Source organism: Salinihabitans flavidus (assembly GCF_900110425.1).
Taxonomy (GTDB): domain Bacteria; phylum Pseudomonadota; class Alphaproteobacteria; order Rhodobacterales; family Rhodobacteraceae; genus Salinihabitans; species Salinihabitans flavidus.
The window spans coordinates 21,911-47,906 of record NZ_FODS01000025.1; the positions used below are offsets into that span (position 1 = coordinate 21,911).

The 25,996-nt window shown below is 64.6% G+C and carries 24 protein-coding genes and 1 tRNA gene; 19 read left to right on the forward strand and 6 right to left on the reverse strand.

The annotated features are described in order from the left end of the window. Positions 1–96: 96 nt before the first annotated feature. The 4 genes from BMW66_RS16155 to BMW66_RS16170 are packed head-to-tail and all read left to right on the forward strand — an operon-like array spanning position 97 to position 5,855. Entirely contained in the window at positions 97–2,016 is a 1,920-nt protein-coding gene (locus BMW66_RS16155) for an extracellular solute-binding protein (protein WP_093119986.1), read from the forward strand. A 7-nt stretch (positions 2,017–2,023) separates the two neighbouring features. Beyond that, complete coding sequence (locus tag BMW66_RS16160) at positions 2,024–3,112, forward strand: microcin C ABC transporter permease YejB (protein WP_093119988.1); 1,089 nt, start codon at positions 2,024–2,026, stop codon at positions 3,110–3,112. Positions 3,113–3,153: 41 nt separating this feature from the next. After that, complete coding sequence (locus tag BMW66_RS16165; RefSeq protein ID WP_093119990.1) at positions 3,154–4,260, forward strand: ABC transporter permease; 1,107 nt, start codon at positions 3,154–3,156, stop codon at positions 4,258–4,260. Next, entirely contained in the window at positions 4,257–5,855 is a 1,599-nt protein-coding gene (locus tag BMW66_RS16170; RefSeq protein ID WP_093119991.1) for an ABC transporter ATP-binding protein, read from the forward strand. The genes BMW66_RS16165 and BMW66_RS16170 overlap by 4 nt, the downstream gene beginning before the upstream one ends. 15 nt (positions 5,856–5,870) lie before the next feature. Here BMW66_RS16170 and BMW66_RS16175 read toward each other — a convergent pair whose 3' ends face one another. Next, positions 5,871–6,794 carry an endonuclease/exonuclease/phosphatase family protein gene (locus BMW66_RS16175; protein ID WP_093119993.1) on the reverse strand — a complete coding sequence of 308 codons (924 nt, stop codon included), beginning with the start codon at positions 6,792–6,794 and terminating at the stop codon, positions 5,871–5,873. A gap of 25 nt (positions 6,795–6,819) precedes the next feature. Then, entirely contained in the window at positions 6,820–8,175 is a 1,356-nt protein-coding gene (hemN, locus tag BMW66_RS16180) for an oxygen-independent coproporphyrinogen III oxidase (RefSeq protein ID WP_093119994.1), read from the reverse strand. Between the two features lie 61 nt (positions 8,176–8,236). Between hemN and fnrL the strand changes: the two genes are divergently transcribed. After that, on the forward strand, positions 8,237–8,983 hold the full coding sequence (fnrL, locus tag BMW66_RS16185; RefSeq protein ID WP_093119996.1) for a transcriptional regulator FnrL: 747 nt from the start codon (positions 8,237–8,239) through the stop codon (positions 8,981–8,983). 279 nt (positions 8,984–9,262) lie between these two features. On the opposite strand, the gene BMW66_RS16190 is transcribed toward fnrL, so the two are convergent. Beyond that, the gene (locus BMW66_RS16190) at positions 9,263–10,102 is read right to left on the reverse strand and encodes a universal stress protein (protein WP_093119997.1); all 840 of its coding nucleotides are present in this window, start codon (positions 10,100–10,102) and stop codon (positions 9,263–9,265) included. Positions 10,103–10,301: 199 nt separating this feature from the next. On the opposite strand from BMW66_RS16190, the gene ccoN reads away from it, so the two are divergent. The 9 genes from ccoN to ccoS all read left to right on the forward strand — a co-directional run bounded on the left by ccoN (position 10,302) and on the right by ccoS (position 19,547). Further along, complete coding sequence (gene ccoN, locus BMW66_RS16195) at positions 10,302–11,900, forward strand: cytochrome-c oxidase, cbb3-type subunit I (protein ID WP_093119999.1); 1,599 nt, start codon at positions 10,302–10,304, stop codon at positions 11,898–11,900. 14 nt (positions 11,901–11,914) lie between these two features. Next, positions 11,915–12,646, forward strand: coding sequence for a cytochrome-c oxidase, cbb3-type subunit II (gene ccoO / locus BMW66_RS16200; protein ID WP_093120000.1), 732 nt, complete (start codon positions 11,915–11,917; stop codon positions 12,644–12,646). 11 nt (positions 12,647–12,657) lie between these two features. Beyond that, the gene (locus BMW66_RS16205) at positions 12,658–12,888 is read left to right on the forward strand and encodes a cbb3-type cytochrome c oxidase subunit 3 (RefSeq protein WP_093120002.1); all 231 of its coding nucleotides are present in this window, start codon (positions 12,658–12,660) and stop codon (positions 12,886–12,888) included. Then, a complete protein-coding gene (ccoP, locus tag BMW66_RS16210; RefSeq protein WP_093120003.1) occupies positions 12,885–13,754 on the forward strand; it encodes a cytochrome-c oxidase, cbb3-type subunit III in 870 nt (289 codons plus the stop codon). The genes BMW66_RS16205 and ccoP overlap by 4 nt, the downstream gene beginning before the upstream one ends. A gap of 557 nt (positions 13,755–14,311) precedes the next feature. Beyond that, positions 14,312–15,205: a LysR family transcriptional regulator gene (locus BMW66_RS16215; RefSeq protein ID WP_093120004.1), complete on the forward strand. Its 894-nt coding sequence runs from the start codon at positions 14,312–14,314 to the stop codon at positions 15,203–15,205. A gap of 99 nt (positions 15,206–15,304) precedes the next feature. Further along, positions 15,305–16,735: a cytochrome c oxidase accessory protein CcoG gene (ccoG, locus tag BMW66_RS16220; protein WP_093120005.1), complete on the forward strand. Its 1,431-nt coding sequence runs from the start codon at positions 15,305–15,307 to the stop codon at positions 16,733–16,735. Beyond that, complete coding sequence (locus tag BMW66_RS16225; protein ID WP_093120006.1) at positions 16,735–17,193, forward strand: FixH family protein; 459 nt, start codon at positions 16,735–16,737, stop codon at positions 17,191–17,193. The genes ccoG and BMW66_RS16225 overlap by 1 nt, the downstream gene beginning before the upstream one ends. A 1-nt stretch (position 17,194) precedes the next feature. Further along, positions 17,195–19,384 (forward strand): heavy metal translocating P-type ATPase, encoded by a 2,190-nt coding sequence (locus BMW66_RS16230; protein WP_093120007.1) that lies wholly within the window; start codon positions 17,195–17,197, stop codon positions 19,382–19,384. Between the two features lie 4 nt (positions 19,385–19,388). After that, a complete protein-coding gene (gene ccoS, locus BMW66_RS16235; protein ID WP_093120008.1) occupies positions 19,389–19,547 on the forward strand; it encodes a cbb3-type cytochrome oxidase assembly protein CcoS in 159 nt (52 codons plus the stop codon). Here ccoS and BMW66_RS16240 read toward each other — a convergent pair whose 3' ends face one another. From BMW66_RS16240 to BMW66_RS16250, 3 genes are all read right to left on the reverse strand, one after another. After that, positions 19,548–20,240 (reverse strand): fumarylacetoacetate hydrolase family protein, encoded by a 693-nt coding sequence (locus BMW66_RS16240; protein ID WP_093120010.1) that lies wholly within the window; start codon positions 20,238–20,240, stop codon positions 19,548–19,550. 45 nt (positions 20,241–20,285) lie between these two features. Continuing rightward, positions 20,286–21,680 carry a D-alanyl-D-alanine carboxypeptidase family protein gene (locus tag BMW66_RS16245; protein ID WP_281242643.1) on the reverse strand — a complete coding sequence of 465 codons (1,395 nt, stop codon included), beginning with the start codon at positions 21,678–21,680 and terminating at the stop codon, positions 20,286–20,288. Between the two features lie 225 nt (positions 21,681–21,905). After that, positions 21,906–22,607, reverse strand: coding sequence for an HAD family hydrolase (locus BMW66_RS16250; protein WP_093120011.1), 702 nt, complete (start codon positions 22,605–22,607; stop codon positions 21,906–21,908). A gap of 93 nt (positions 22,608–22,700) precedes the next feature. Between BMW66_RS16250 and clpS the strand changes: the two genes are divergently transcribed. The 5 genes from clpS (at position 22,701) to BMW66_RS16275 (ending at position 25,996) form a co-directional block, all read left to right on the forward strand. After that, on the forward strand, positions 22,701–23,042 hold the full coding sequence (gene clpS / locus BMW66_RS16255) for an ATP-dependent Clp protease adapter ClpS (RefSeq protein WP_093120013.1): 342 nt from the start codon (positions 22,701–22,703) through the stop codon (positions 23,040–23,042). 27 nt (positions 23,043–23,069) lie between these two features. Next, entirely contained in the window at positions 23,070–24,059 is a 990-nt protein-coding gene (locus tag BMW66_RS16260) for a class I SAM-dependent methyltransferase (protein ID WP_093120014.1), read from the forward strand. Between the two features lie 37 nt (positions 24,060–24,096). Continuing rightward, positions 24,097–24,897, forward strand: a complete 801-nt coding sequence (locus tag BMW66_RS16265; protein WP_093120016.1) for an SDR family NAD(P)-dependent oxidoreductase — start codon at positions 24,097–24,099, stop codon at positions 24,895–24,897. Positions 24,898–24,978: 81 nt separating this feature from the next. Further along, positions 24,979–25,863, forward strand: a complete 885-nt coding sequence (hemF, locus tag BMW66_RS16270) for an oxygen-dependent coproporphyrinogen oxidase (protein ID WP_425441337.1) — start codon at positions 24,979–24,981, stop codon at positions 25,861–25,863. A gap of 56 nt (positions 25,864–25,919) precedes the next feature. Next, positions 25,920–25,996, forward strand: a tRNA-Arg gene (locus tag BMW66_RS16275).

Consider the following 25,996-nt stretch of genomic DNA (forward strand, 5'->3'; position numbering starts at 1 on the left):
CGTCCATTGAGCCCTTGAATGTCGCGGCGCGCGGCCTTTAGCTTGACGCAGCAGAATGATTGCCAGCCGGACCTGACCGACGGAAGGAAAACCCCGATGCCCCGCACCCGGACCCTGACCCATTCCGCCCCGAGACTGTTGCTGGCCCTTCTGGGGCTTGTCTGGCTCAGCGCGGCGGCGCTGGCGCAGGAGGAAGGCGGCGAGGAGATCATCCGCTCGCACGGGTATTCCTATTTCGGGGATCTGACATATCCGCCCGATTTCGAGCATTTCGACTATGTGAACCCCGACGCGCCGAAGGGAGGGGAGATCTCTCTCTGGGCGCCGGGGACGTTCGATTCGCTCAACCCCTATTCGCGCAAGGGGCGCGCGGGGCGCTATAGCTGGATGATGTATGAATCGCTTCTGGGCGAGATGCCGACCACCGGCGGGGGGCTGCCGGCGGATGTCTATGGCGAGGGCTACGGGCTTCTGGCCGAGCGGCTGGAATATGACGCGGACAAGACATGGGTGATTTTCCACATGCGGCCCGAGGCGCGGTTTTCCAATGGCACGCCGGTGACGGCGCATGACGTGGTGTTCTCGCACAACCTACTGCTGGAGCAGGGGCTGCCGTCCTATGCGCAGGCGGTGAAGAAACGGGTGCTGAGCGCCGAGGCGCTCGACGATCACCGGGTGAAATTCACCTTTGCGGAGGATATTTCGCGGCGCAGCCTGATCGATCAGGTGGGCGGCGTGCCTGTCTGGTCGAAGGAATGGTTCGAGGAGACGGGCGCGCGGCTGGACGAGCCGCGGATGGAGACATCTCCGGGGTCGGGGCCCTATGTGGTGGACAGCTACGAGGCGAACCGCAGGATCGTCTACAAGCGCAACCCCGACTACTGGGGCCGCGATCTGCCGATCAACCGGGGGCGGCATAATTTCGACCGCATCCGGGTGGAGTATTTCGCCGATGACGGCGCCGCCTTCGAGGCGTTCAAGGCGGGCGAATACACCTTCCGCGCCGAGGACAATTCCAAGAAATGGGCCACCGGATACGAGTTTCCGGGGATCGAGCGCGGTTGGGTGGTCAAGAAGGAGCTTCCCGATGGCACGCCGCCGGTGCCCACGGGGTTCGTGTTCAACCTTGGACGGGAGCATTTGCAGGACCGCCGCGTGCGCGAGGCGCTGTCGCTGGCGTTCAATTTCGAATGGGTGAACGAGTCGCTGCAATACGGGCTTTTCGAGCAGCGGCATTCGTTCGTGCAGGACACCAGATTGCAGGCGAAGGGTCTGCCGGAGGGGCGCGAGCTTGAGATCCTGCAATCGCTGGGCGATCTGGTGCCAGAGGAGATGCTGACCGAGCCGGCGGTGCGCGCGCACAGTTCTGAGGCGGGGCGGCCGACCGATCGCGGCAATCTGCGAGAGGCGATGCGGCTTCTGGATGCAGCGGGCTGGAGCGTGGGCGACGACGGGATTCGGCGCAACGCCGAAGGGGACACGCTGAGCATCGAGATACCGCTGGCGTCCTCGACCTCGTCCACGATGTCGGCGGTGGTGGACGTGCTGACGCAGAACCTGCGGCGCATGGGCGTGGACGCGCGGTTCGAGAAGATCGACCCGGCGCAATACACGCTGATCACGCGGGACCGTGATTACGACATCGTGTTCGACAATTACGCCGCCTTCCTTGGCGCGGGCACGGGGCTCAAGCAGATGTATGGATCCGAAGAGGCGGAGTTCAGCCTGTTCAATCCGGCCGGACTGGCCAGCCCGCTGGTGGACGCGATCATTGATGTCGCGCTTGAGACCGAAACGCGGGAGGATCAGGACGCGGCGCTGATGGCGCTGGACCGGGCGCTACGCTATGAGCGGTTCATGATCCCGGTGTGGTATAACGACAGCAACTGGGTTGCCTATTTCGACCAGTATGAGCATCCCGAGCAATTGCCGCCCTTCTCCCTCGGCACGCTGGATTTCTGGTGGTTCAACGCGGAGCGCGCGGCGGAGCTCAAGGCCGCCGGGGCATTGAGGTAAACCAGCCATGGGCGCCTATATCCTGCGGCGGCTGCTGCTGATCATCCCGACGCTTCTGGGGATCATGATCGTGAATTTCGTGCTGGTGCAATTCGTGCCGGGCGGACCGATCGAGCAGGTCATCGCGCAGGTGCAGGGTCAGGGCGATGTGTTTGAGGGCTTTGCCGGGGGCGGCGCGGACGCGGGGGGCGAAAGTTCCACGGAAGGCAACGATCAGTATATCGGCGCGCGGGGGCTTCCGCCGGAGTTCATCGAGCAGCTTGAGCGGGAATTCGGGTTCGACAAGCCGCCGGTGGAGCGGTTCTTCAACATGCTGTGGAACTACATGCGCCTCGATTTCGGGGAGAGCTATTTCCGCAAGATCGAGGTGATCGACCTGATCATCGAGAAGCTGCCGGTGTCGGTGTCGCTGGGCCTGTGGTCCACGCTGATCGCCTATCTGGTGTCGATCCCGCTGGGTATCCGCAAGGCGGTGGGGGATGGCACGCGGTTCGACACATGGACCTCGGGCGCGATCATCGTGGCCTATGCCATCCCCGGGTTCCTGTTCGCGATCCTGCTTCTGGTGCTGTTCGCCGGCGGGTCCTACTGGAATTTCTTTCCGCTGCGGGGGCTGACGTCGGACAACTGGGAGGAGCTGAGCCTGATCGGCAAGATCGCGGACTATTTCTGGCATATCACGCTTCCGGTGCTGGCCTCGACCATCTCGGCCTTTGCGACGCTCACGCTTCTGACCAAAAACAGCTTTCTCGACGAGATCAAGAAGCATTACGTGATCACCGCGCGGGCCAAGGGGCTCAGCGAGCGGGGCGTGCTTTACGGTCATGTGTTCCGCAATGCGATGCTGATCGTGATCGCCGGGTTTCCGGCGGTGTTCATCGGCGTTTTCTTCGGCGGGTCGGTGATCATCGAGACGATCTTCTCGCTCGACGGGCTGGGGCGCATGGGCTTCGAGGCGGCGGTGGCGCGCGATTATCCGATCATCTTCGGCACGTTGTTCATCTTCGGGCTGATCGGGCTCATCGTCGGCATCCTGTCGGACCTGATGTATGTGCTGGTCGATCCGCGGATCGACTTCGAGAAACGGGAGGGCTAGGGCGTGGTGCGGTCTGATCCCGGTACGAAAGGGGCGATGTGATGGCGCTGTCCCCGATCAATCAGCGCCGCTGGCGCAATTTCCGGCGCAACCGGCGCGCCTACTGGTCGCTGATCGTCTTTTCGGTGTTGTTCGGGCTGAGCCTCTTCGCGGAGTTTCTGGCCAACGACAAGCCGATCCTCGTGCAGTATCGCGGCGAGTATTTCACCCCAGTCGCCAATTTCTATCCCGAAACCCGCTTTGGCGGCGATTTCGAGACCGAGGCTGTCTATACCGATCCCGAGGTGCAATGCCTCATTGCCACCGGCGGGCTGGACCTGTGTTTCGACGATCCCGAAGGCTATATGGCGGATGCCGAAGACGGGATGATCGACGGGCAGCAGATCGAGAAGGGCTGGGCGCTCTGGCCGCCGATCCCCTACAGCTTCGACCGCCCGGTGGACCGGCCCGGCGCCGCGCCGCTGCCGCCCAACAGCCAGAACTGGCTTGGCACCGACGACACCAAGCGCGACGTGCTGGCGCGGGTGATCTATGGCTTTCGGCTGTCGATCCTGTTCACGCTCATCGTGACCACGCTGGCGAGCCTTCTGGGGGTTCTGGCCGGGGCGATACAGGGGTTTTTCGGCGGGCTGACCGACCTGATCTTTCAGCGGTTGATCGAGATCTGGAATTCGACCCCGGCGCTTTACGTGATCATCATCCTGTTCGCGATCCTGGGGCGAAGTTTCTGGCTTCTGGTTCTGGTCACGGTCCTGTTCGGCTGGACCGCGCTTGTCGGGGTGGTGCGGGCCGAGTTCCTGCGCGCGCGCAACCTTGAATACGTGCGGGCGGCCAAGGCGCTTGGCGTGGGCAATCTGACCATCATGTTCCGCCACATGCTGCCCAATGCGATGGTGGCGACGGTCACGATGCTGCCGTTCATCGTGACCGGGACGATCAGCCTTCTGGCGAGCCTCGATTTCCTCGGGTTCGGGCTGCCGTCCTCCTCACCCAGCCTCGGGGAGCTGACGCTTCAGGCCAAGCAGAACCTTCAGGCGCCATGGCTTGGCTTCACCGCGTTTTTCACCTTCGCCATCATGCTGTCGCTGCTGGTCTTCATCTTTGAAGGGGTGCGCGACGCCTTCGACCCGAGAAAGACCTTTCAATGAGCATACTGGAGGTCAAGGACCTGCGCGTCGCCTTCCGGCAGGACGGGCATTTGATCGAGGCGGTCAAGGGCGTGAGCTTCAGCCTCGATCGCGGGGAGACGGTGGCGATCGTGGGCGAGAGCGGATCGGGAAAGTCGGTCACCGCGCTGTCGACAGTCTCTCTTCTGGGATCGTCGGCGGAGGTGTCGGGATCAGTCACCTACGACGGCGATCAGATGATCGGCGCGCCCGAGGCGCGGCTGCGCAAGGTGCGGGGCAACGATATTTCCTTCATCTTCCAGGAGCCGATGACATCGCTCAACCCGCTGCACACGCTGGAAAAACAATTGGCCGAATCGCTGGCGCTGCATCAGGGGCTGGTGGGCGACAAAGCCCGCGCGCGCATCCTGCATCTGCTGGAGCGGGTGGGCATCCGCGACGCGGAAAGCCGGCTGGGCGCCTATCCGCACCAGCTTTCGGGCGGGCAGCGGCAACGCGTGATGATCGCCATGGCGCTGGCCAACAAACCCGACATCCTGATCGCGGATGAGCCGACGACCGCGCTCGACGTGACCATTCAGGCGCAGATCCTCGAACTTCTGGCGGAGTTGAAGGACCGCGAGGGAATGGGGCTTTTGTTCATCACCCACGATCTGGGGCTGGTGCGGCAGATCGCGGACCGGGTCTGCGTGATGAAGGATGGCGAGATTGTCGAAAGCGGCGCGGTGTCGGAGATTTTCGCCAATCCGCAGCATCCCTATACCCGCAAGCTGCTCAGCGCGCGTTCCGCGGGCGGGCCGGACCCGGTGCCCGAGAGCGCGGCAGAGGTGGTGCGCACCGAGGGGCTGCGCGTCTGGTTTCCGATCCTGAAGGGGTTTCTGCGGCGCACGGTGGGCCATGTGAAGGCCGTGAACGATGCGAATATCTCGGTGCGCGCGGGCGAGACTCTGGGCATCGTGGGCGAAAGCGGGTCGGGCAAGACGACGCTGGCGCTTGGCCTGATGCGGCTGATTTCGTCGGAGGGCGAGATCGTCTTTGACGGAGAGGATGTGCGCAAATGGTCCACGAAGCGGCTTCGGGCGCTGCGCAAGGACATGCAGATCGTGTTTCAGGACCCGTTCGGATCGCTCAGCCCGCGAATGAGCTGCATGCAGATCATTGCCGAGGGGCTTGGCGTGCATGGCAATCCCGGCGGGCGCGACGTGCGCACGCTTGTCGCGGAGGTGATGGAGGAGGTCGGCCTGACCCCCGCGACGATGGACCGCTATCCGCACGAGTTTTCCGGCGGGCAGCGGCAACGGATCGCGATCGCGCGGGCGATGATCCTGCGGCCCAAGCTGGTGGTGCTGGATGAGCCGACATCGGCGCTCGACATGACGGTGCAGGTGCAGATCGTGGACCTGTTGCGCAACCTGCAACGCAAATACGGGCTGGCCTATCTCTTCATCAGCCACGATCTGCACGTGGTGCGCGCGATGAGCCACAAGATCATCGTGATGAAGGCCGGTGACGTGGTCGAGGCCGGGGAGGCGCAGTCGCTGTTTTCCAACCCGCGGAGCGATTACACGCGCGAATTGCTGGCGGCGGTGCCGGATCTGGATCTCTCTGCGGGGTAGCGCGGGCGTCTGCCGTCACAGGCCGGGCAGGTCGATGACAAGCGCCGCGTGATCGGAGGCATGCGGGCGGTGATCGCCCACCGGGCCAAGGCGCGGGCCGGTATAGCGCGCGGCCTCGCGGCCCATTCCGTGGCGCAGGATACGCGGGCGGGCCTCGGGAAAGCGGGCCGCCAGCGCGGGCGAGGCGAGCATCGCATCGGGGCGGGTGTAGAAATCGCCGTGGCTGTCGTGATAGCTCCACCGTTCTTGGGCCGGGCAGCGCGCCACCAGATCCTCGGCCATCTCCGCAAGCGGCGCGTTGGCCGGAGCGTCGCCGCGCCGCGCGGTGTTCAGATCGCCCAGAACCATCCACATCGCCCCGGCGTGATCGGCAAAGCGGCGGGCGATCAGGGTGCGCACCGCCGCCGCCTCCAGCCGCCGGATGGCGCGCGTGTCCTCCGCATCCGGATAGGGGGCCTTGAAATGGCACACGAAGAGCGTGAGCGCGGGCAGTGCCACCTCCAGACAATCGCGGCGGAACACCGGCCGGCCCGGCGCGATGCCGGGCGGGGCGCGCAGGCCAAGGGTGTCGGGTGTCTCGGCGGCGTGGCTGTGGACGGCGAGCGGCGCAGGGCGCGACAGGAGCGCCAGATCGAGCCCGCGCCCGTCATTGCCCGGCAGGCAGATCCGGTGCGGATAGGGTTCTAGCCCCGCAGGCCGCAGGAAGTAATCGTAAAAATGATCGAGCGTTTCGGCGTCGAACACCTCTTGTAGGGCGACGACATCGGCATCGGCGCGGGCCAGAACAGCCGCGGTAAGCCGCCGGTCCACCGGGTCGAGCGCCGCCGCGCCGGGGCCGCTGTCATCGGGGGCGTCGCCATCGCGCGCCCCGTCGAGCCGCGCCCACCCGTGGTCCTGGCGCAGGCGCATGTTCTGCACGTTGAATGTGGCGATCCGCATGTGCCCCCCGGGGTCGGGCCGGCGCTCAGATCGCGCTGCTGTGGCCGGCCATGCTCAGGTCATAGGCGTCGAAGGCCCGCGCGATCATCCGGGTGAGAGGCCGGGCCTCGGGGATGATGGCGAATCCCGCCGCGCCGTGGTCCACCATACCGGGAAAGGCGGCGGCCGCATCCGCGAAAATAGCCGTAAGCGCTTCGGGCGCGATGTCGAAATCGCGGCGAATCTCCTCGGCGTCGATACGGAAATCGCACATCAGCGCCTCTATCATCCGTCCGCGCATCCGGTCCTCGCCCTTGAAAAGATGCCCGCGCGAGGTGGAAAACCGCCCCTCGCGGATCGCGGCGGTGTGGACGGAGGTGGCGGGCGCGTTCTGCGCATATCCTTGCGGAAAGCGCGAGATGGACGAAGCCCCCACCCCGATGAGCACATCGGTGGCGTCGTCGGTGTAGCCCTGAAAGTTGCGCTTCAGCCGCCCCTCGCGCTGCGCCCGCGCAAGGCTGTCTTCGGTGGTGGCGAAATGGTCGATGCCGATCTCGGAATACCCGTCCCAGAGGAAAAGCCGGCGCGCGGTCTCGAACAGCTCGAGCCGCTCCTCGGGGGTTGGCAGGGCGTCCGACGGGATCATCTGCTGGCGCTTGGCCATCCAGGGCACATGCGCATAGCCGTAAAGCGCCACCCGGTCGGGTGAGAGCGACAGGAGTTTCTGTACGCTTTCGGTGATTTTCTCGTTTGACTGATTCGGAAGGCCGAACAGGATATCGGCGTTGAGCGAATGAACGCCGTGGCTGCGGATCATATCGACCGCGTCGCGCGTCACCTCATAGCTTTGAATGCGACCGATCACCTGCTGAATCCCGGCATCGAAGTCTTGCACCCCGATGGAGGCGCGGTTCATCCCCATGGCCGAGAGCATCGCAAGACGCGCGTCGTCAATCTCGTTGGGGTCGATCTCGACAGAGAATTCCCCGCCGTCCGCCAGCGGCGCCACGTTGAAGATCGCTCCGGCCAGATCCTCCATCAGGCCGGGATCGAGAAGCGTCGGCGTGCCGCCCCCCCAGTGCAGCCGCGACAGGCGCACCCCGCGCGGAAGATGGGCGGCCAGCAGCGCAAGCTCCTGCCGGAGCATCTCGACATAGGCGGCCACCGGGGCAAGGGTCTGCGTGCCCTGCGTGCGGCAGGCGCAGAACCAGCACAGCCTGCGGCAGAAGGGCACGTGCACGTAGAGCGAAATCTCCGAATCTTCGGGAATCGCCTCGATCCACTGCCCGAACAGGTCCGGCCCCACATCGTTTCTGAACTGCGGGGCGGTGGGATAGCTGGTATAGCGCGGCACCTTCGCGTCAAATAGACCCAGCGTTGCCAGTTGTGTTTTGATCACCATACCATTACCTATAGACGGCACTCAGCAATTGACTTTGACCCAGATCAAGCGCGGCAGGACCATGTTGAAAGATCCCAAAGCCACAGGCCCTCAGTCCTGTGAGGATTGTCCGATCCGCCATCGTGCGGTCTGCGCGCGCTGCGAAACCGATGAACTCGAAAAGCTCGAGGACATCAAGTATTACCGCACCTTCGAGGCTGGCCAGACGGTGATCTGGGCGGGCGATCCGATGGATTTCGTCGGCTCGGTCGTTTCGGGGATCGCCACGCTGACCCAGACGATGGAGGACGGGCGCCGCCAGATGGTCGGCCTTCTGCTTCCGAGCGATTTTGTCGGGCGACCGGGGCGCGACGGGGCGGCCTATGACGTGGTGGCCACGACCGATCTTGTGATGTGCTGTTTTCGCAAGAAACCGTTTGAAAAGATGATGATGGAGACGCCGCACATCGCCCAGCGTCTGCTTGAGATGACGCTGGACGAGCTGGACGCGGCACGCGAATGGATGCTTATTCTGGGCCGCAAGACCGCGCGCGAAAAGATCGCCTCGCTGCTGTCGATCATCGCGCGGCGCGACGCCACGTTGCAGCTTGCGGGGATGCGGGGGCCTTTGGTGTTCGACCTGCCGCTGACCCGCGAGGCGATGTCCGATTACCTCGGCCTGACGCTGGAGACGGTGAGCCGCCAGATGTCGGCCCTCAAGCGTGACGGTGTGATCGAACTGGAAGGCAAGCGCCATGTGACGATCCCCGATCTGCCGCGCCTGCTCGAAGAGGCGGGCGACGATGCCGATGGCGGGATGATGGCCTGATCGCCGCGACTCAGGGTTAACACGCGGACATCACGGAAAAACCCGTTTCGGTATCACGTCGGTATCGCGTCGGTGGTGAAAACTGTGCCGCGCCGTTTCGGGCCGCTGTGATCACGGCGCGCGTTGCTTTTTCGAGTATTTTCGGAACAGAGAAAAGGGCAGGGCGCCTGCCGCATCTTCTCGGGCAAAATATCCCGGGGTCCGGGGCAGAGCCCCGGGGCCTGCGCGGCCCGAGCGCAAATGGGGACAGAGCGCGCGCCGAACGCGCGCACCGCAAGGTCAGTGCGCCATGAAGACCGGGATCTTGGCCTGCTCCAGCATGGAGCGGGTGGCCCCGCCCAGTATGGCCTCGCGAAAGCGCGAATGGCCGTAGGCGCCCATCACCACCATGTCGGCGGCACAGTCCTGGGCGTGACGCATCAGCACGTCGGAGATTCGCGGCATCGTCTTTGACAGCACGTCGATTTCCGACGTCACGCCGTGGCGGGACAGGAACTGCGACAGCATTCCGCCGGGATCGGAGCGGTTCGGCCCGTGCGCCGGCGGGTCGATCACCACGACGCGCACCACATCGGCGGCCATCAGGAAGGGCAGCGCGGCGCGCACGGCCTCCAGCGATTCGGCGCTTTCGTTCCAGCCGATGGTGATCGTGCGCGGATTGGAGACTGGTTCTGCCCCGTCGGGGACCACGAGAACCGGGGCCTGCCCCTCGAAGAGCGCCGCCTCGATCACCGGCTCCAGCTCCGCGCCATGATCGGGGCCATAGGGTTTGGGCAGGATCACCAGATCCGAAAACCGCGCCCGTGCGGCGACATGGCGGCCCAGATCGGCGATCTGCGCCACTCCGGATTCGGTGCCGAAGCGGATGCCGGAGCCGGACAGCAGGTCGGTCGCCTTCTTCTCGATCGCCTCGGCTTCTTCCTGCGCGCGGGTCAGGGTTTCCTGAAGGATCATGGCATTGGCCCCGGCGTAGTAATATCCGGTCTGGCTTCGGTCCACGCCAAGGCAGAGCGCATCGAAATGGGCGTCCTGCGTGCGGGCGAGCGCGATGCCCTGTGCGATCGTCGTGTCCATGAGCTTGGCGTCTGTCAGGACGGTGAGCAGCGTTTTGTATGCCATTGTCGGAGCCTCCGGTTGTTCGCACTGGCGCATCTGCAACATGTCGGGGATGCGTGTTGAGTTCAATAGCGCGTAAAATGTCGCAATGTGCTTTGATGCAGATCAAGGCCGGAATTTCGCCGCGCTTGCAAAAGGCTTGCAGTCTAAAGCAACCGGGTGACGTGCGAGTCGTGGACCGGAAAGACGAGGGGACGCAAAAATGATCAATTATATCAAGCTGATCGCGCTTGGCCTGATCACGCTTCTGGCGATGATCGCGGCGAACTACGCGCGCGATATGGCCTATCAGATTCACGCGCTGATCGTGATGGTGGTGTCGGGCGGGCTGTTTGTCTGGTTCCTGCGGGGAACGGGAGAGCACAAACCCGTGCCGCAGAACGAATATATGGACGATGTGATCCGCGCCGGTGTGATCGCCACCGCCTTCTGGGGTGTGGTGGGCTTTCTCGTGGGGGTTTTCATCGCCTTTCAGCTTGCCTTTCCGATGCTCAATTTCGAATGGGCCGAGGGCTACGCCAATTTCGGCCGCCTGCGTCCGCTGCACACCTCGGCGGTGATCTTCGCCTTCGGGGGCAACGCGCTTATTGCGACATCGTTTCATGTGGTGCAGCGCACCAGCGCGGCGCGGCTCTGGGGCGGGAACGCGGCGTGGTTCGTGTTCTGGGGGTATCAGCTTTTCATCGTGCTGGCGGCCACCGGCTATCTTCTCGGTGTCACGCAGTCCAAGGAATACGCCGAGCCCGAGTGGTATGTGGACCTGTGGCTCACGATCATCTGGCTGGTCTATCTCGCTGTGTTCATGGGCACGATCATCAAACGCAAGGAGCCGCACATCTATGTCGCCAACTGGTTCTACCTGAGCTTCATCGTCACTGTGGCGATGCTGCATGTGGTCAACAACCTGTCGATCCCGGTGTCGATCTGGGGGTCCAAGTCGGTGCAGGTGTTCGCCGGGGTGCAGGACGCGATGACGCAATGGTGGTATGGCCACAACGCGGTGGGCTTTTTCCTGACCGCCGGGTTCCTGGGCATGATGTATTACTACATCCCCAAACAGGCCGAGCGTCCGGTCTACAGCTACAAGCTGTCGATCATCCACTTCTGGGCGCTGATCTTCATCTACATCTGGGCCGGACCGCACCACCTGCATTACACGGCGCTGCCCGACTGGGCCTCGACGCTGGGCATGGTGTTCTCGATCGTGCTGTGGATGCCGTCCTGGGGCGGGATGATCAACGGTCTGATGACGCTTTCGGGGGCATGGGACAAGCTGCGCACCGATCCGGTGATCCGGATGATGGTGATCGCGGTGGGCTTTTACGGCATGTCCACCTTCGAGGGGCCGATGATGTCGATCCGCGCGGTTAACTCTCTGAGCCATTACACCGACTGGACCATCGGACACGTCCATTCCGGCGCGCTTGGCTGGAACGGGATGATCACCTTCGGGGCGCTCTACTATCTCGTGCCGGTGCTGTGGAAGCGCGAGCGGCTCTACAGCCTGAGTCTCGTGTCATGGCACTTCTGGCTCGCCACGATCGGGATCGTTCTTTACGCCGCGTCGATGTGGGTGACGGGGATCATGGAAGGCCTGATGTGGCGCGAAGTCGATGCCAACGGGTTCCTTGTGAATTCCTTTGCCGACACGGTGGGCGCGAAGTTCCCGATGTATGTGGTGCGCGGTCTGGGCGGGGTCATGTTCCTGCTTGGTGCGATCATCATGTGCTACAACCTGTGGATGACCGTCCGGTCCGCCCCGGCCCGCGAGGGTCTCGGCACCGCGGTTCCGGCTGAATAAGGAGGGTCCTGGATATGGCTATTCTCGACAAGCACAAGATCATCGAGACCAACGCGACCCTTCTGCTGGTCCTCAGCTTTCTGGTGGTGACGGTTGGCGGCATCGTGCAGATCGCACCGCTGTTCTGGCTGGAAAACACCATCGAGGAGGTGGACGGCATGCGCCCCTACACCCCGCTGGAGCTGACCGGGCGCGACATCTATGTTCGCGAGGGCTGCTATGTGTGTCACAGCCAGATGATCCGGCCCATGCGGGACGAGGTCGAACGCTATGGTCACTACAGCCTTGCGGCGGAGTCGATGTATGATCACCCGTTCCAGTGGGGGTCCAAGCGGACCGGGCCCGATCTGGCCCGGGTCGGCGGGCGCTATAGCGACGAGTGGCATGTGGACCACCTGCGCGATCCGCAATCGGTGGTGCCGGAATCGGTGATGCCGAAATACGGGTTTCTTGAGAGGCGACTTCTCGACGGGGACTATGTCGCCGACGTGATGGCCACCAACCGTTTCGTGGGCGTGCCCTACAGCGACGGGATGATCGAGAACGCGCGGCTGGATTTCCGGGCGCAGGCGGACCCCGACAGCGACTATGACGGGCTGTTGGAACGCTATGGCGAGGATAGTGTGAACGTGCGCAATTTCGACGGGCGCCCCGGTGTGTCGGAGATGGATGCGCTGGTCGCCTATCTTCAGATGCTGGGCACGCTGGTCGATTTTTCGACCTTCACGCCGGTGGCATCGCGGTAGGGGGCAGGCAGATGGAAACCTATTCTCTTCTAAGGCAATTCGCCGACAGCTGGATGCTTCTGTTCCTGTTCCTGTTCTTCATCGCGGTGATCATCTGGGTGTTTCGCCCCGGATCCCGCAAGACCCATCAGGACAGTGCGGATATCCCGTTCCGGCATGAACACAAACCCGCCTCGGACGACGATGACGACGAGGAGGCGCGGAAATCCAAACCCGCCACGGACGAGGAGGCGAGGAAATGAGCAAGAAACCCGTTAAGAAGCAAGAGCCCGAGACCACCGGCCACGAGTGGGACGGCATCCGGGAATACAACAACCCGCTGCCGCGCTGGTGGGTCTGGGTGTTCTATGCGACGATCGTCTGGGGTGTGGGATACTCCATCGCCTATCCGGCATGGCCGGGGATCACCAAGGCGACCTCCGGTCTTCTGGGGTATTCCACCCGCGCCGAGGTGGCCGAGGATATCGACCGCGTCGAGCAGGCCAATTCGGAGATCAATACCCGGCTGGCCTCGGTCGAGCTGGACGAGATTTCTGAAAACCCCGAGCTTGAGGGCTATGCCAACTCTGCGGGCGCGGCGGTCTATCGCACATGGTGCGCGCAGTGCCACGGGTCCGGCGCGGCGGGGGCCAAGGGCTACCCGAACCTTCAGGACGATGCCTGGCTCTGGGGTGGGGATATCGAGGAGATCCACTATACCGTCAGCCACGGGATCCGCAACGAGACCGACCCGGATGCGCGCTGGTCGCAGATGCCGGCCTTCGGGCGCGACGGGCTTCTGTCCGGGGAGGAGATCGAACAGGTCGTGAATTTCGTCATGACGTTGTCGGGCCGCGAGCCGCGGGACAGCGCCATGGTCGAGGCGGGCGCGGAACTCTTTGAGTATGAGTGCGCGGCCTGCCATGGCCCGGAGGGCGGCGGCGACCGGATGCAGGGCGCCCCGGCGCTCAACGATGCGATCTGGCTCTTTGGCGGGGATTACGACACGCTTGTGGAGACGGTGACGAACAGCCGTTTCGGTGTCATGCCCGCATGGAACGACCGGCTGTCGGAGGCGGAGATCCGCGCTGTCGCCACCTATGTTCACGGGTTGGGCGGCGGCGAATAGCCCGTCCCATGCGACCGGACAGAGCAACACCGGCCCCTGCGGGGCCGGTGTTTTTCATGGTGGACTTGATCTCTGTCAAAGGCGCGGGCGCGCGAATCTGTCAGATATGAGTCATCGGGCGGCCAATGCCCGATCAGCTTACCCCAAGGGGTCGTTCACGACGCTTTGGGGGGTGGGGTGTCGGTTTTCCGTCCTGTTCGCGCGTTTCCTGGAAAGCCGGCACCCTATATTTCCTGACATAGCATGAATCCCTGCGGCGGCAAGCCGGGCCTGTCGTCAAACCGCACGAAAAAAGCCCCATGCCGAAGCACGGGGCCATTCCGACCTGCAACGGGGAGTTGCGTCAGGCCGGTGTTCCTTTGGTGTGCGCCGGGCGCGGCGCCGGCGGCGCGGCTTTGGGCGCGGGCGCGTTCGAGCGCGCGGCGGTGAAGAAAGTTTTAGCGTAGATACCGAGCATGGGGCGACCTCTTGGGACAGGGTGAATATCCCCCAATGTAGGGAATTCATGCTAGGATCGCGACTCAGGAATATTTCGGATCTGTAAGGTGGACTTACACATGGACTGGCACAGGTTTCCCCCGCTCAACGCGCTTCGGGCCTTTGCGGCAGTGGCCGAGGCCGGAACGACGACGCGCGCGGGCGCGCGGCTCAACGTCAGTCACGCGGCGGTGAGCCAGCAGTTGCGCAGCCTTGAGACCCATCTGGGCGTTGCGCTGGTGGATCGCAGCGGGCGCAGCCTGACGCTGACCGATGACGGGGAGCGGCTCGCGCAGGTGCTTCTGAGCGGGTTCGGCGAGATTGACGCGGTGATCGCGGAGATCACCGGGCAGGAGGACCGGCGCCCGCTTCAGGTCTCGCTCACCCCGACGTTCGCGGCCAACTGGCTCATGCCGCGGCTCGCGTCTTTCCGGCAGGGGCACCGGCAGGTGGACATACTGCTCAACCCGACGCCTTCGGTGGTGCGGCTGGTGCCCGGCGGGATTGACCTTGCGATCCGCTATGGACAAGGGCACTGGCCGGGGCTGGAGGCGCAACTTCTGTTCGAAACGACTCTGGCGGTGGTGGCCGCACCCGAACTGGTGGGGGACCGGGTGTTCGACAGCCCGTCGGACCTTGCGGCCTATCCTTGGTTGCAGGAACTGGGCACCACGGAGGCGAGCGATTTTCTGGCGCAATATGGCGGGGAGCACCTTCGGGGCGTCGGCTGGACGGAGGTGCCGGGCAACCTGATGCTCGACGGGGCGCGGGGCGGGCAGGGGATCGCCATGACCGCGCGGCGGTTCGTGGCGCCCGACATCGCGGCGGGGCGTCTGCGGCTTCTGTTCGAAATCGACCTTGGCAAAGGGTACTATCTGGTCATGCGCCCCGGTGTGCCGCGCCCCGCCCTGCGACAGTTTTGCGCATGGCTTTCGGAGCAGGCAAGGCAGGATGTGAAGGCAGGGGTCTTGTAAAGATACCTCGTGGATACACAATTTGATACAGGTCAAGGCCCCCGCGACCGGGGAGTGGGACAAGGCCCCGGACCGATCTTAACATGACGGGTGAGTCCCTTGAGCAGCACCAACACAGACCAACCGCTCTACCAGGCGCGCGAACCTATTTTTCCGCGGCGGGTATCGGGCAAGTTCCGCAATCTCAAATGGGTGATCATGGCGGTGACGCTGGGCATCTATTACCTGGCGCCGTGGATTCGCTGGGACCGGGGGCCGAGCCTTCCCGATCAGGCAATCCTGATTGATCTGGCGAACAGGCGGTTCTTCTTCTTCTGGATCGAGATCTGGCCGCACGAGTTCTATTTCATCGCGGGGCTTCTGATCATGGCGGGGCTGGGGCTGTTTCTGTTCACCTCGGCGCTGGGGCGGGTCTGGTGCGGCTATGCCTGCCCGCAGACGGTCTGGACCGATCTGTTCATCCTCGTAGAGCGGTGGATCGAGGGTGACCGCAACGCGCGCCTGCGCCTGCACCGGCAGAAGAAATGGGATCTGCGCAAGATCCGCCTGCGGCTGACGAAATACCTGTCGTGGGTTCTGATCGGTCTGGCGACCGGCGGGGCCTGGGTGTTCTATTTCGCGGATGCGCCGACGCTGCTGCGCGATCTGGTGACGCTCAACGCGCATCCGGTGGCCTATACGACGATGGCGATCCTGACCGGCACGACCGTCTTTTTCGGCGGGATCGCGCGCGAGCAGATCTGCATCTATGCCTGCCCGTGGCCGCGGATTCAGGCGGCGATGATGGACGAGGACACGCTGACCGTCGCCTATCGCGAATGGCGCGGGGAGCCGCGCGGCAAGCTTAAGAAAGGGCATCTCGACCCCGATCAGGGAGATTGCATCGACTGCATGGCCTGCGTCAATGTCTGCCCGATGGGTATCGATATCCGCGACGGTCAGCAGCTTGAGTGCATCACCTGCGCGCTGTGTATCGATGCCTGCGACGACGTGATGGCAAAGATCGGCAAGCCGCGCGGCCTGATCGATTACATGGCGCTGTCCGACGAAGATCAGGAGCGCAAGGGTGCGCCGCCGCGCCCGATATGGGAACACGTGCTGCGACCGCGCACGATGCTTTATACCGGGCTCTGGACGCTGGTGGGCGTTCTTCTGGTGGTGGCGCTGTTCATCCGGTCGGATATCGAAGTGACGGTTGCGCCGGTGCGCAACCCCACGTTTGTCACGCTGTCGGATGGCACGATCCGCAACACCTACGAGGTGCGGTTGCTCAACAAGCATGGCGAGGACCGGCCCTTCCGCATCTCTGTCACCGGGGACTCGGCGCTGCGGGTGCAGCTTGAGGGCACGCCGTATGAAATGGTGACGGTGCCGGCCGATTCCATGCTCAATCAGCGGGTCTATGTGCTGGCGCCGCGCGGGTCGGAACCGGCCTCGAGCGAGGTCACGCCCTTCCGCTTCTGGGTGGAGGATCTGGGCAATGGCGATCGGGTCTACAAGGACACGATCTTTAACGGGAGTGCGAACTGATGGCGAAACGCGAGTTTACGGGGCGCCATGCGGCGATGGTCTTTATCGGCGCCTTCACGGTGATCATCGGGGTCAACCTTGCGCTGGCGTGGAACGCGGTGGCGACCTTTCCGGGGCTGGAGGTGAAGAACTCCTATGTCGCCAGTCAGGAGTTCGACGTGCGCCGCGACGCGCAGGAGGCGCTTGGCTGGGATGTGCGGGCGCGGGCGGAGGGCGGTTTTGTGTCGCTCGCGATCACCGGCGCGGACGGGCAGCCGGTCGAGGTGGAGCGCCTGCACGCGGTGGTCGGGCGGGCGACCCATGTGAAGGATGATGTGGAGCCGGAGTTCCGGTTCGACGGGCGCGCCTATGTCGCGCCGCTGGAGCTTGGCGCGGGCAACTGGAACATCCGCATGACGGCGCTGGCGTCCGATGGCACGGAGTTCGCGCAGCGCGTTGTTCTGCGAGTGGTGCGCTGAGATGACGACGGCGATGCGGCCCTCCGTCTCGGCCTGCCCGGCCTGCGAGGCCGCGCCGGGCGCGGTTGCGCTGGCGCAGAAGGCGGAGGCCGAGAGGGGCGCACGGCTGGCGCTGTCGGTGCCGGGCGTGCATTGCGGCGCCTGCATCGGCGCGGTGGAACGGGCGCTGTCGGCGCATCCGGGGGTGCGTTCGGCGCGGGTGAACCTGACGCTGAAACGCGCGAGCGTGGAGGCGGACCCGGAGGTGAGCGCCGACGATCTGGTGCGCGTTCTGGACGGGATCGGATACGAAGCGCATGAGCTGGATGCCGGGGCGCTGCGCGCGACGGCGACGGACCGGGCCGGGCGCGATTTCCTGATGCGGCTGGCGGTGGCCGGGTTTGCCGCGATGAATGTCATGCTGCTGTCGATCTCGGTCTGGTCGGGGGCGCAGGACGCGACGCGCGACCTGTTCCACTGGATTTCCGCCGCCATCGCCTTTCCGGCGATCCTTTTCGCGGGCAAGCCGTTCTATGTCAGCGCATGGGGCGCGCTGCGGCATTGGCGGCTGAACATGGATGTGCCGATCGTGCTGGCGATCGTGCTGGCGATGCTCACCTCGCTCTGGGAGACATCGCTTTCGGGCGAGCACGCCTATTTCGACGCGGCGCTGGCACTGGTGTTCTTCCTGCTGGCGGGGCGCTATCTCGATCACCGGACGCGGGCGGTGGCGCGCTCGGCGGCCGAGGAGCTTGCCGCGCTGGAGGTGCCGCGCGCGGTGCGGGTGACGGCGCAGGGCGAGGAAACGGTGCCCGTGGCGGCGCTTGCGGTGGGCGACGTGGTGCTGGTGCGGCCGGGCGGGCGGATGTCCGTTGATGGCGAAATCGTGGCCGGGCGGTCGGAACTGGATCGCTCGCTTCTGACCGGGGAGACGGTGCCCGTCTTTGCCGGGCCGGGGCAGGCGGTGAGCGCCGGGGAGGTCAACCTGACCGGACCGCTGCGCGTGCGTGCCAGCGCGGTGGGCGAGGAGACGAGCCTGCACCGCATGGCCGATCTGGTGGCCATCGCGGAATCGGGGCGCTCGCGCTACACCTCGCTGGCGGACAGCGCGGCGAAGCTCTATGCGCCGGGGGTGCATATCCTGTCGGCGCTGGCATTCATCGGCTGGTATCTGTTCACCTTCGACATGCGGATTGCGCTCAATATCGCGGCGGCGGTGCTGATCATCACCTGCCCCTGCGCGCTTGGTCTCGCGGTGCCGGCGGTGACGACGGCCGCCTCGGGGCGGCTGTTCCGCAAGGGGATGCTGATCAAGCATGCCACCGCGCTGGAGCGGCTGGCGCAGGTGGACACGGTGGTGTTCGACAAGACCGGCACGCTGACCGAAGGGGTGCCGCAGGTCACGAACCTCGATGAGATTCCGCAGGAGGCGCTTGGCGTGGCGCGGGCGCTGGCGGAAGGATCGTCGCATCCGCTGTCGCAATCCATCGCGCGCGCGGCGCGTGCGGCGGGTGTGGCGGCGGCGCGGATCATGGACGCCGAGGAAATTCCCGGCTATGGCACGCAGGCGCGCTGGAACGGGCAGCGTGTGCGGCTTGGCCGGGGCGCATGGGTCGGTGCGGCGCCGGAGCCGGGCACGGCGGCGTTTCTGGCGATCGGAGAGGGACCGGCGCGGGCCTTCCGCTTTGCCGATGCGCTGCGGCCCGGCGCGGAGGAAGCGGTGCGGGCCCTGCGTGAGAGCGGGCGCGCGGTGCTGCTTTTGTCGGGCGACAGCGAGGGGGCGGTGCGCGATCTGGCCGGCCGGCTTGGCATCGAGGACTGGATCGCCGGGGCGCTGCCTGCCGAGAAGGCGGAGAAGGTTCAGGCGCTCGGGCAGGCGGGACGCAAGGTTCTGATGGTGGGCGACGGGCTCAACGATACGGCGGCGCTCGCGGCGGCGCATGTGTCGATTTCCCCCGCCTCGGCGCTCGATGCGGCGCGGGTGGCGAGCGACATTGTGCTTCTGGGCAAGGATCTGTCCCCGATTGCCGAAGCTGTCAGCGTGGCGCAGAAGGCGACCCGGCGCATTCGCGAGAATTTCCGTATCGCCACGCTTTACAACGTGATTGCCGTGCCGCTCGCGGTGGCGGGGCTGGCCACGCCGTTGATTGCGGCATTGGCGATGTCGGCCAGTTCGATTACAGTGTCGCTGAACGCGCTACGACTGAGGTGATCCGATGTCTGTTCTGAGCTATCTTATTCCGATTTCCCTGATCCTTGGCGGGGTTGGTCTTCTGGGCTTCATCTACACGGTGAAGTCGAACCAGTATGACGATCCCGAAGGGGACGCCCGGCGCATCCTGAGCGGGGAATGGGACGACCACCCCAAGCCGTGATCAGGCGGAAAACCGCACCTCGGCCGGGCTGAGACCCTCAATCTCCACGACGCACGATTGCCCCGCCGTGATCGGGCCGACGCCGGCGGGCGTGCCGGTCATGATCAGATCGCCCGGCGCCAGCGTGACCAGCCGCGACAGGAATGCGATCACGTCGGCGGTGGGCCAGATCATCTCGGACAGATCGGCGGTCTGGCGCAATGCGCCATCCACATGGGCTGTGATGCGGCCGTGGATCATCGGCCCGGTTTCCGCGATGGGGTGCAGCGCGCCGATGATCGCCGAATTGTCGAAACCCTTGGACATGTCCCACGGGCGGCGCAGCGATTTTGCCTCTGCCTGCAGATCGCGGCGTGTCAGGTCATTGCCGGCCGCAAACCCCCAGACATGCGACAGCGCCTCGTCGGCGTCGATACCGGCGCCGCCCGTACCGATGGCGACCACAAGCTCCGCCTCGTGGTGGAGATCCTGTGTGGCCACGGGAAACGGCAGGTCGCGCCCCGACGGGGTGGCGGCATCGCCCGGCTTGGTGAAGAAAAACGGCGGATCGCGGTCCGGATCATGGCCCATTTCGCGGGCATGCTCGGCGTAATTGCGTCCGACGCAGAAGATCCGGCGGACCGGGAAAGATGCATCGCGCCCCGCAACGGGCAGCAACGTGGGGCCAGGTGGGGCGAAAACGGTGTCACTCATGCGCTTTTCATGCCCGGCAGGGCGCGCGGGCGCAAGCCCGTTCGGTCAGGAAGAGGGGCCGATCATGAAACAGGCGATCTGCCGGGCCTGTAGCCTGCGGCAGGCCAGATCGGCGCTTTCGCGGGTCAGGCCATGAAAGTTGGCATCATAGCCACGGCTCGATTTGACCACCTTGCGCAGGGAACCTTCGAGAGTGGTCATTTCCGCCAGCGCGGTCTTGAGCAGCACCTTCTCGGCGGCATAGCGGTTCGGGTAACGACCGATATTGATCCCCCACTGGCGTCCGCCGGAGGTGGACAGGCGGGTGACGACCTCGGGTTCGGGTTCTGTTTCGGGAGACTGGGTGCTGGCGACCGTCACCTCGATGTCGCGGACGACGGGCCGGACGTCCGGCACTTCGGTCTGGTTCTCGGTCTGCGCCTCGCTCAGGGCTTGGCGAATGTCGTCCTCGATCACGTCTGCGCTGGCGACCTCGAGCGTCGGGGTGTCATCCGCGCGGGGGCGGGGAACCGGGCGCAGGCTTCGCGTCACGGCGGTGGCGACACGCAGCGATTTGCCCCTGTCCTGTCCGCTGCCATCATAGCGGGGCGGTTCCGGCTTGCGCACGGCGACGCGGGCGGGCGAGCGGCTGAATCCCAGATCGAGAAGTTCCGCCACCTTGGCGTTGCGCGACACGGTGGAGCGCCCGCCGAACACCGTGGCGATCACCCGCTTGCCGCCGCGCTCCGCGCTGGCCACGAGGTTGAACCCGGCGGCGTTGGTAAAGCCGGTCTTGATCCCGTCGGCGCCCTTGTAGGCGGCCAGAAAGCGCCGGTTCGTGTTATAGACGGTCTTCATCCCGGCGTCGGTCGAGCGCCGCGAGAAGAGGTTGTAATATTGCGGAAAGTCGAAGAAGAGCTGCCGGCCCAGAAGGGTCATGTCCCGCGCGGTGGACAGGTGCCCCGAGGCTGTCAGCCCGTGCGCGTTCTTGAAGGTGGTGCGCGTCATCCCCATGGCCTTGGCGGTGCGGGTCATGCGGCGGGCAAAGGCGGCCTCTGACCCTGCGATCGCCTCGCCAAGGGCGGTGGCGGCGTCGTTGGCCGAACGCACAGACGCGGCGCGGATGAGATAGCGCAACTTGATCTTCTGGCCGGTGCGCAGGCCGAGCTTGGAGGGCGGCTCGGCGGCGGCATTGCGTGAAATGGTAACCACCGTGTCGAGGGTGATTTCACCGTTCTTGATGGCCTCGAACACGATGTAAAGCGTCATCATCTTGGTGAGGGAGGCGGGATGCAGCCTGGTGTCGGCATTATGCGAATGCAGCACCTCGCCGGAGCGCGCGTCGATCACCATCGCGGCATAGGGGGCGGCCTGCGCCGGGGGCGGCACGAGCGCCACCACCAGAATGAACGTCGATAGAAGTGCGCCCAAGAGAGCCGGGCCAATACGCCGCGTCTTCACTGTTTCCGCCTTTGCCTGCCTCTTGACCGCCGGTTATCCGGCTGGCCTCATTCTTTGGAAAAAGGCTAGCACAGAGGGATCAATGAATAAACCCTTATAGTTGAGTGGGATGCTGTCCATTTTTCGTCACACGTGTCAAGATTTAGGGGCTGTGAAGGCGGCAGCCGCAAGACCGGCGAATTGTGAGAAAATATGTCAGAATGTGGCAACAATCAGGTGCGGCGCTCAGTCAATTTCAGCCACCAGATCGGGCAAGCCGGCCAGCGAGTCGATCCTGCGGTAGCGGGGCGCCTCTTCGGGCGCGTCGGCCCGTTCGATTTCCCAAGTGAGGCCATGGGGCACGTGGACACCCCATCCGCCGGCCTCGATCGCCGGAACCACGTCCGAGCGCAACGAATTGCCGATCATCATGGCGTGGGTTGCGCCTTCGCCATGGCGGGAGAAGATCCGCTCATAGACGGGGCGGGTCTTGTGCGACACGATTTCCACCGCGTCGAACAGATCGCCAAGGCCGGATTGTGCCAGCTTGCGTTCCTGATCGAGCAGGTCGCCCTTGGTGATCAGCAGTATCCGGTGGTCCCGGGCCATGTCCTCGACCGTTTCGCGGGCATGGGGCAGAAGATCGATGGGGTGTTCGAGCATCTCGCGCCCGGCGGCCAACAGTTCGGAAATCACGGCGGCGGGCACCTTCTCGCCGGTCACTTCGATCGCGGTTTCGATCATGGAGAGCACGAAACCCTTGATGCCAAATCCGTAGTGCCCGAGATTGCGCTTCTCGGCGGCCAGAAGCCGCTCCATCAGGTGATCGGGATCGGTGAAATCTGTCAGAAGGGCTGCGAATCGCTCTTGGGTGATGCGGAAAAACCGCTCATTGTGCCAGAGCGTATCATCCGCATCGAAGGCGATTATCGTGAGATTTTTTGCCATGAATCCCGTCTCGGCTCCGGTGCGCCCCTTTTCTATCCCCCGCAAGAGGTTATATAAACCCGAGATATAACACGGGACGATCAAAAGACCGCAATGACACTGAAACCGCTGCTCATGTCGGACAAGAAAGACGACGACGACGGCGAGTCCGGCGTCGCCGTCAAGACCCGCACGCGCACCAAGCGGCCTCCGCTTTACAAGGTGCTGCTGCTCAATGACGATTTCACGCCCATGGAATTCGTCGTTCATATTCTGGAGCGGTTTTTCGGAATGAGCCACGCACAGGCGTTCGAGATCATGCTGACCGTTCACAAGCGGGGGGTTGCGGTGGTTGGTGTCTTCAGCCACGAGATCGCGGAGACGAAGGTGACGCAGGTGATGGATTTCGCACGGCGCCATCAGCACCCGCTGCAATGCACCATGGAGAAGGAATGATCCGCGCCACGTCGCGGGCCGGGTGCGATGTCTGAGCCGAGACTTTCCCTTGCGCTGAAGGATGGCACGCTGCATTTGCCCGATACGGGGCGGATCGCTGTGATCGGTCCGCGCGCGGATCAGGATCTGTCGGCGTTGCCGCAGGGCCGGGTTCAGGTGATCACGCCGATCAAGCCCGATTTCGACGTATTCTTCGACGCCGGCTATGACTGCGCGGTGTCGGCGGATGGCGGCGGGCCCTATGCAGTAGCGCTTGTCTGCCTTCCGCGTGTGAAGGTGCTGGCGCATGCGCGGATTGCGCAAGCGGCGGCCCTTGCCCCGCTGGTGATCGTAGACGGGCAGAAGACCGACGGCGCGGATAGCCTTCTGCGCGATTGCCGCAAAAGGGCGGAGGTCGGCGGTGTGCTGTCCAAGGCACATGGCAAACTGTTCTGGTTTCAGGGCGGAGATTTCGCCGATTGGGCCGCGCCCGGCCCGGCGCGCGGAGCGCATGGCTATGTCACCGCGCCGGGAGTGTTTTCCGCGGACGGTCCGGACCCGGCCTCCGTCGCGCTGGCCGCGGCGTTGCCGGCAAAGCTGGGGCGGAAGGTGGCCGATCTGGGCGCGGGCTGGGGGTTTCTTTCGGCGGCCGTGCTGGAGCGGTCGGGTGTTGAGATCCTGCATCTGGTGGAGGCGGATCATACGGCACTGGAGTGCGCGCGGCAGAATGTAACCGATGCGCGGGCGCGGTTTCACTGGGCCGATGCGACCCGGTGGAGGCCCGAAGAGCGCCTTGATACGGTCGTGATGAACCCGCCGTTTCATTCCGGCCGCAGCGCCGACCCTGAGTTGGGCCGCGCCTTCATCGCCGCCGCCGCGCAGATGCTCACCCCGTCGGGGGCGCTCTGGCTTGTCGCCAACCGGCATTTGCCCTATGAGGCGGCACTGCGCGCGGCGTTCGAACGGGTTGAGGAGGTTGCCGGTGATACCCGGTTCAAGATCCTGCACGGGGAAAGACCTTCTCGCCCCGCGCGGTAGTCTCGCTTAACCTGCGTCAGAAACATGGGGATTGTGCATGTCTTTTTCTATCGCGGGTAAAACCGCCATCGTGACCGGGGCGGCAAACGGGATCGGCCTTGCCGTGGGGCGGCATTTCGCGGATCGGGGCGCAAACGTCATGTTTGCCGATATGGATGAAAAGCGTCTTGCCAAGGAGTTGGGCACGCTGCCCGATGACGGCAACATGCGGTATTTCGCGGGCGATCTGCGCGAGCGTCTGACCATTGCGAACCTGATATCCGCCACGCTCGACGCCTTTGACAGCGTGGATATTCTGGTCAATGGCAGCCGTCAGGTGGTGCCGTCCGATCCGCTCGACCCCGAGGACGACAGTGTCGAGCAGCTTTTGCAGCAGAACCTGATGACGGGCCTGCGCCTGTCGCAGATTGTCGCGCGGCGGATGATCAAGCAATCCGAAGGCCGGAGCGAGGGGCAGGCGGGGGCGATCGTCAACCTCAGTTCCATCGCGGCGCGGCTGACGCAGCCAGAGCTTCTGGGGTATTCGGTCTCCACCGCGGCGCTCGATCAGATGACGCGCTCGATGGCGCTGGCGCTGGCGCCCTACAGGATCCGGGTGAACGCGGTGGCCTTCGGCTCTGTCATGAGCGCGAGCCTGAAGGACACGCTGCGCGAAAACCGCGAGTATCGTAGCGACATCGAGGAGCACACGCCCTTGGGCCGGATCGCGGCACCGGGAGAGTTGGCCGAGACGGTGCAGTTTCTGGCCTGCGAGGGGTCGGGGTTCATGACCGGGCAGATCGTGACGCTGGATGGTGGGCGCACCCTGCTTGACCCCGTGGGAGCGCCCGCGCATTGAGACGCGCACAGGGTTTTCCAAGCCGGTTCCGGCAATGCGTGGCGCAACGGCGGGCAACGACGGGGTAGTATTATGAGCGAGATGATGGAGAGCGAAAAGGCGCGTGCGAGCGCTTGGTTCCACGGCCTGCGCGATGACATCGTGGCGGCCTTCGAAGGGCTTGAGGACAGCCACGAGACCGGCCCTTTTGTCGATGAGCCGGCGGGCCGTTTCGTCGTGAGCGAGACAAAGCGCGCCTCGGACGACGGGACGGACGCGGGCGGCGGCCTGATGAGCGTGATGCGCGGGGGGCGTGTCTTCGAGAAGGTGGGGGTCAATGTCTCGGCCGTCTACGGACAGCTCGGTGAGCGGGCGCAGGCCGCGATGGCGTCGCGCAAGGGACTGCCGGGAATGCGGGAAGATCCGCGGTTCTGGGCGTCCGGCATCAGTCTGGTCGCCCATATGCGCAACCCGCATGTGCCAGCCGTTCACATGAACACACGGATGTTCTGGACGCCGCATGGCTGGTGGTTCGGGGGCGGGTCCGACCTGAACCCCTGTATCGAATACGAAGAGGACACCGCGCATTTCCACGCCACGCAGAAGGCGTATTGCGACCGGCACGATGCGGCGCATTATCCGCGCTTCAAGACGTGGGCGGACGAGTACTTCTTTATCCCGCATCGCGGGCGCGCGCGCGGGGTCGGCGGGATCTTTCTTGACGATTACTGCACCGGCGACTGGCAGGCCGATTTCGCCTTTGTTCAGGATGTGGGCCGCGCGTTTCTGCCCGCCTTCGTGCCGCTGGTGGAAAAGCGGCGCGCGCAGGCGTTCACCGAGACAGAGAAGGACGCGCAGCTTATCCATCGCGGCCTCTATGCGGAATACAATCTGGTCTATGACCGGGGCACAAAATTCGGCCTGGAAACCGGACATGACGCCAACGCGGTGCTGATGAGTCTGCCGCCGCTGGCAAAATGGGTGTGAGCTGCGCGCCGGTGGATTGACCGCCGCGGCGGAACATGCTCAAGAGAGCGGCATGCGGCCCCGTAGCTCAACCGGATAGAGCAAGCGCCTTCTAAGCGCTAGGTTGGGGGTTCAAGTCCTCCCGGGGTCGCCA

Bases quoted from the DNA above. Each gene is read 5' to 3' on its own strand.
- ccoN (WP_093119999.1), top strand. From the start codon at position 10,302: ATGATCAATTATATCAAGCTGATCGCGCTTGGCCTGATCACGCTTCTG.
- hemN (WP_093119994.1), bottom strand. From the start codon at position 8,175: ATGGTGATCAAAACACAACTGGCAACGCTGGGTCTATTTGACGCGAAG.
- BMW66_RS16190 (WP_093119997.1), bottom strand. From the start codon at position 10,102: ATGGCATACAAAACGCTGCTCACCGTCCTGACAGACGCCAAGCTCATG.
- clpS (WP_093120013.1), top strand. From the start codon at position 22,701: ATGACACTGAAACCGCTGCTCATGTCGGACAAGAAAGACGACGACGAC.
- BMW66_RS16250 (WP_093120011.1), bottom strand. From the start codon at position 22,607: ATGGCAAAAAATCTCACGATAATCGCCTTCGATGCGGATGATACGCTC.
- hemF (WP_425441337.1), top strand. From the start codon at position 24,979: ATGATGGAGAGCGAAAAGGCGCGTGCGAGCGCTTGGTTCCACGGCCTG.
- BMW66_RS16260 (WP_093120014.1), top strand. From the start codon at position 23,070: ATGTCTGAGCCGAGACTTTCCCTTGCGCTGAAGGATGGCACGCTGCAT.
- BMW66_RS16240 (WP_093120010.1), bottom strand. From the start codon at position 20,240: ATGAGTGACACCGTTTTCGCCCCACCTGGCCCCACGTTGCTGCCCGTT.
- ccoO (WP_093120000.1), top strand. From the start codon at position 11,915: ATGGCTATTCTCGACAAGCACAAGATCATCGAGACCAACGCGACCCTT.
- ccoP (WP_093120003.1), top strand. From the start codon at position 12,885: ATGAGCAAGAAACCCGTTAAGAAGCAAGAGCCCGAGACCACCGGCCAC.
- BMW66_RS16175 (WP_093119993.1), bottom strand. From the start codon at position 6,794: ATGCGGATCGCCACATTCAACGTGCAGAACATGCGCCTGCGCCAGGAC.
- BMW66_RS16230 (WP_093120007.1), top strand. From the start codon at position 17,195: ATGACGACGGCGATGCGGCCCTCCGTCTCGGCCTGCCCGGCCTGCGAG.
- fnrL (WP_093119996.1), top strand. From the start codon at position 8,237: ATGTTGAAAGATCCCAAAGCCACAGGCCCTCAGTCCTGTGAGGATTGT.
- BMW66_RS16225 (WP_093120006.1), top strand. From the start codon at position 16,735: ATGGCGAAACGCGAGTTTACGGGGCGCCATGCGGCGATGGTCTTTATC.
- BMW66_RS16205 (WP_093120002.1), top strand. From the start codon at position 12,658: ATGGAAACCTATTCTCTTCTAAGGCAATTCGCCGACAGCTGGATGCTT.
- BMW66_RS16165 (WP_093119990.1), top strand. From the start codon at position 3,154: ATGGCGCTGTCCCCGATCAATCAGCGCCGCTGGCGCAATTTCCGGCGC.
- BMW66_RS16155 (WP_093119986.1), top strand. From the start codon at position 97: ATGCCCCGCACCCGGACCCTGACCCATTCCGCCCCGAGACTGTTGCTG.
- BMW66_RS16160 (WP_093119988.1), top strand. From the start codon at position 2,024: ATGGGCGCCTATATCCTGCGGCGGCTGCTGCTGATCATCCCGACGCTT.
- ccoS (WP_093120008.1), top strand. From the start codon at position 19,389: ATGTCTGTTCTGAGCTATCTTATTCCGATTTCCCTGATCCTTGGCGGG.
- BMW66_RS16170 (WP_093119991.1), top strand. From the start codon at position 4,257: ATGAGCATACTGGAGGTCAAGGACCTGCGCGTCGCCTTCCGGCAGGAC.
- BMW66_RS16265 (WP_093120016.1), top strand. From the start codon at position 24,097: ATGTCTTTTTCTATCGCGGGTAAAACCGCCATCGTGACCGGGGCGGCA.
- BMW66_RS16215 (WP_093120004.1), top strand. From the start codon at position 14,312: ATGGACTGGCACAGGTTTCCCCCGCTCAACGCGCTTCGGGCCTTTGCG.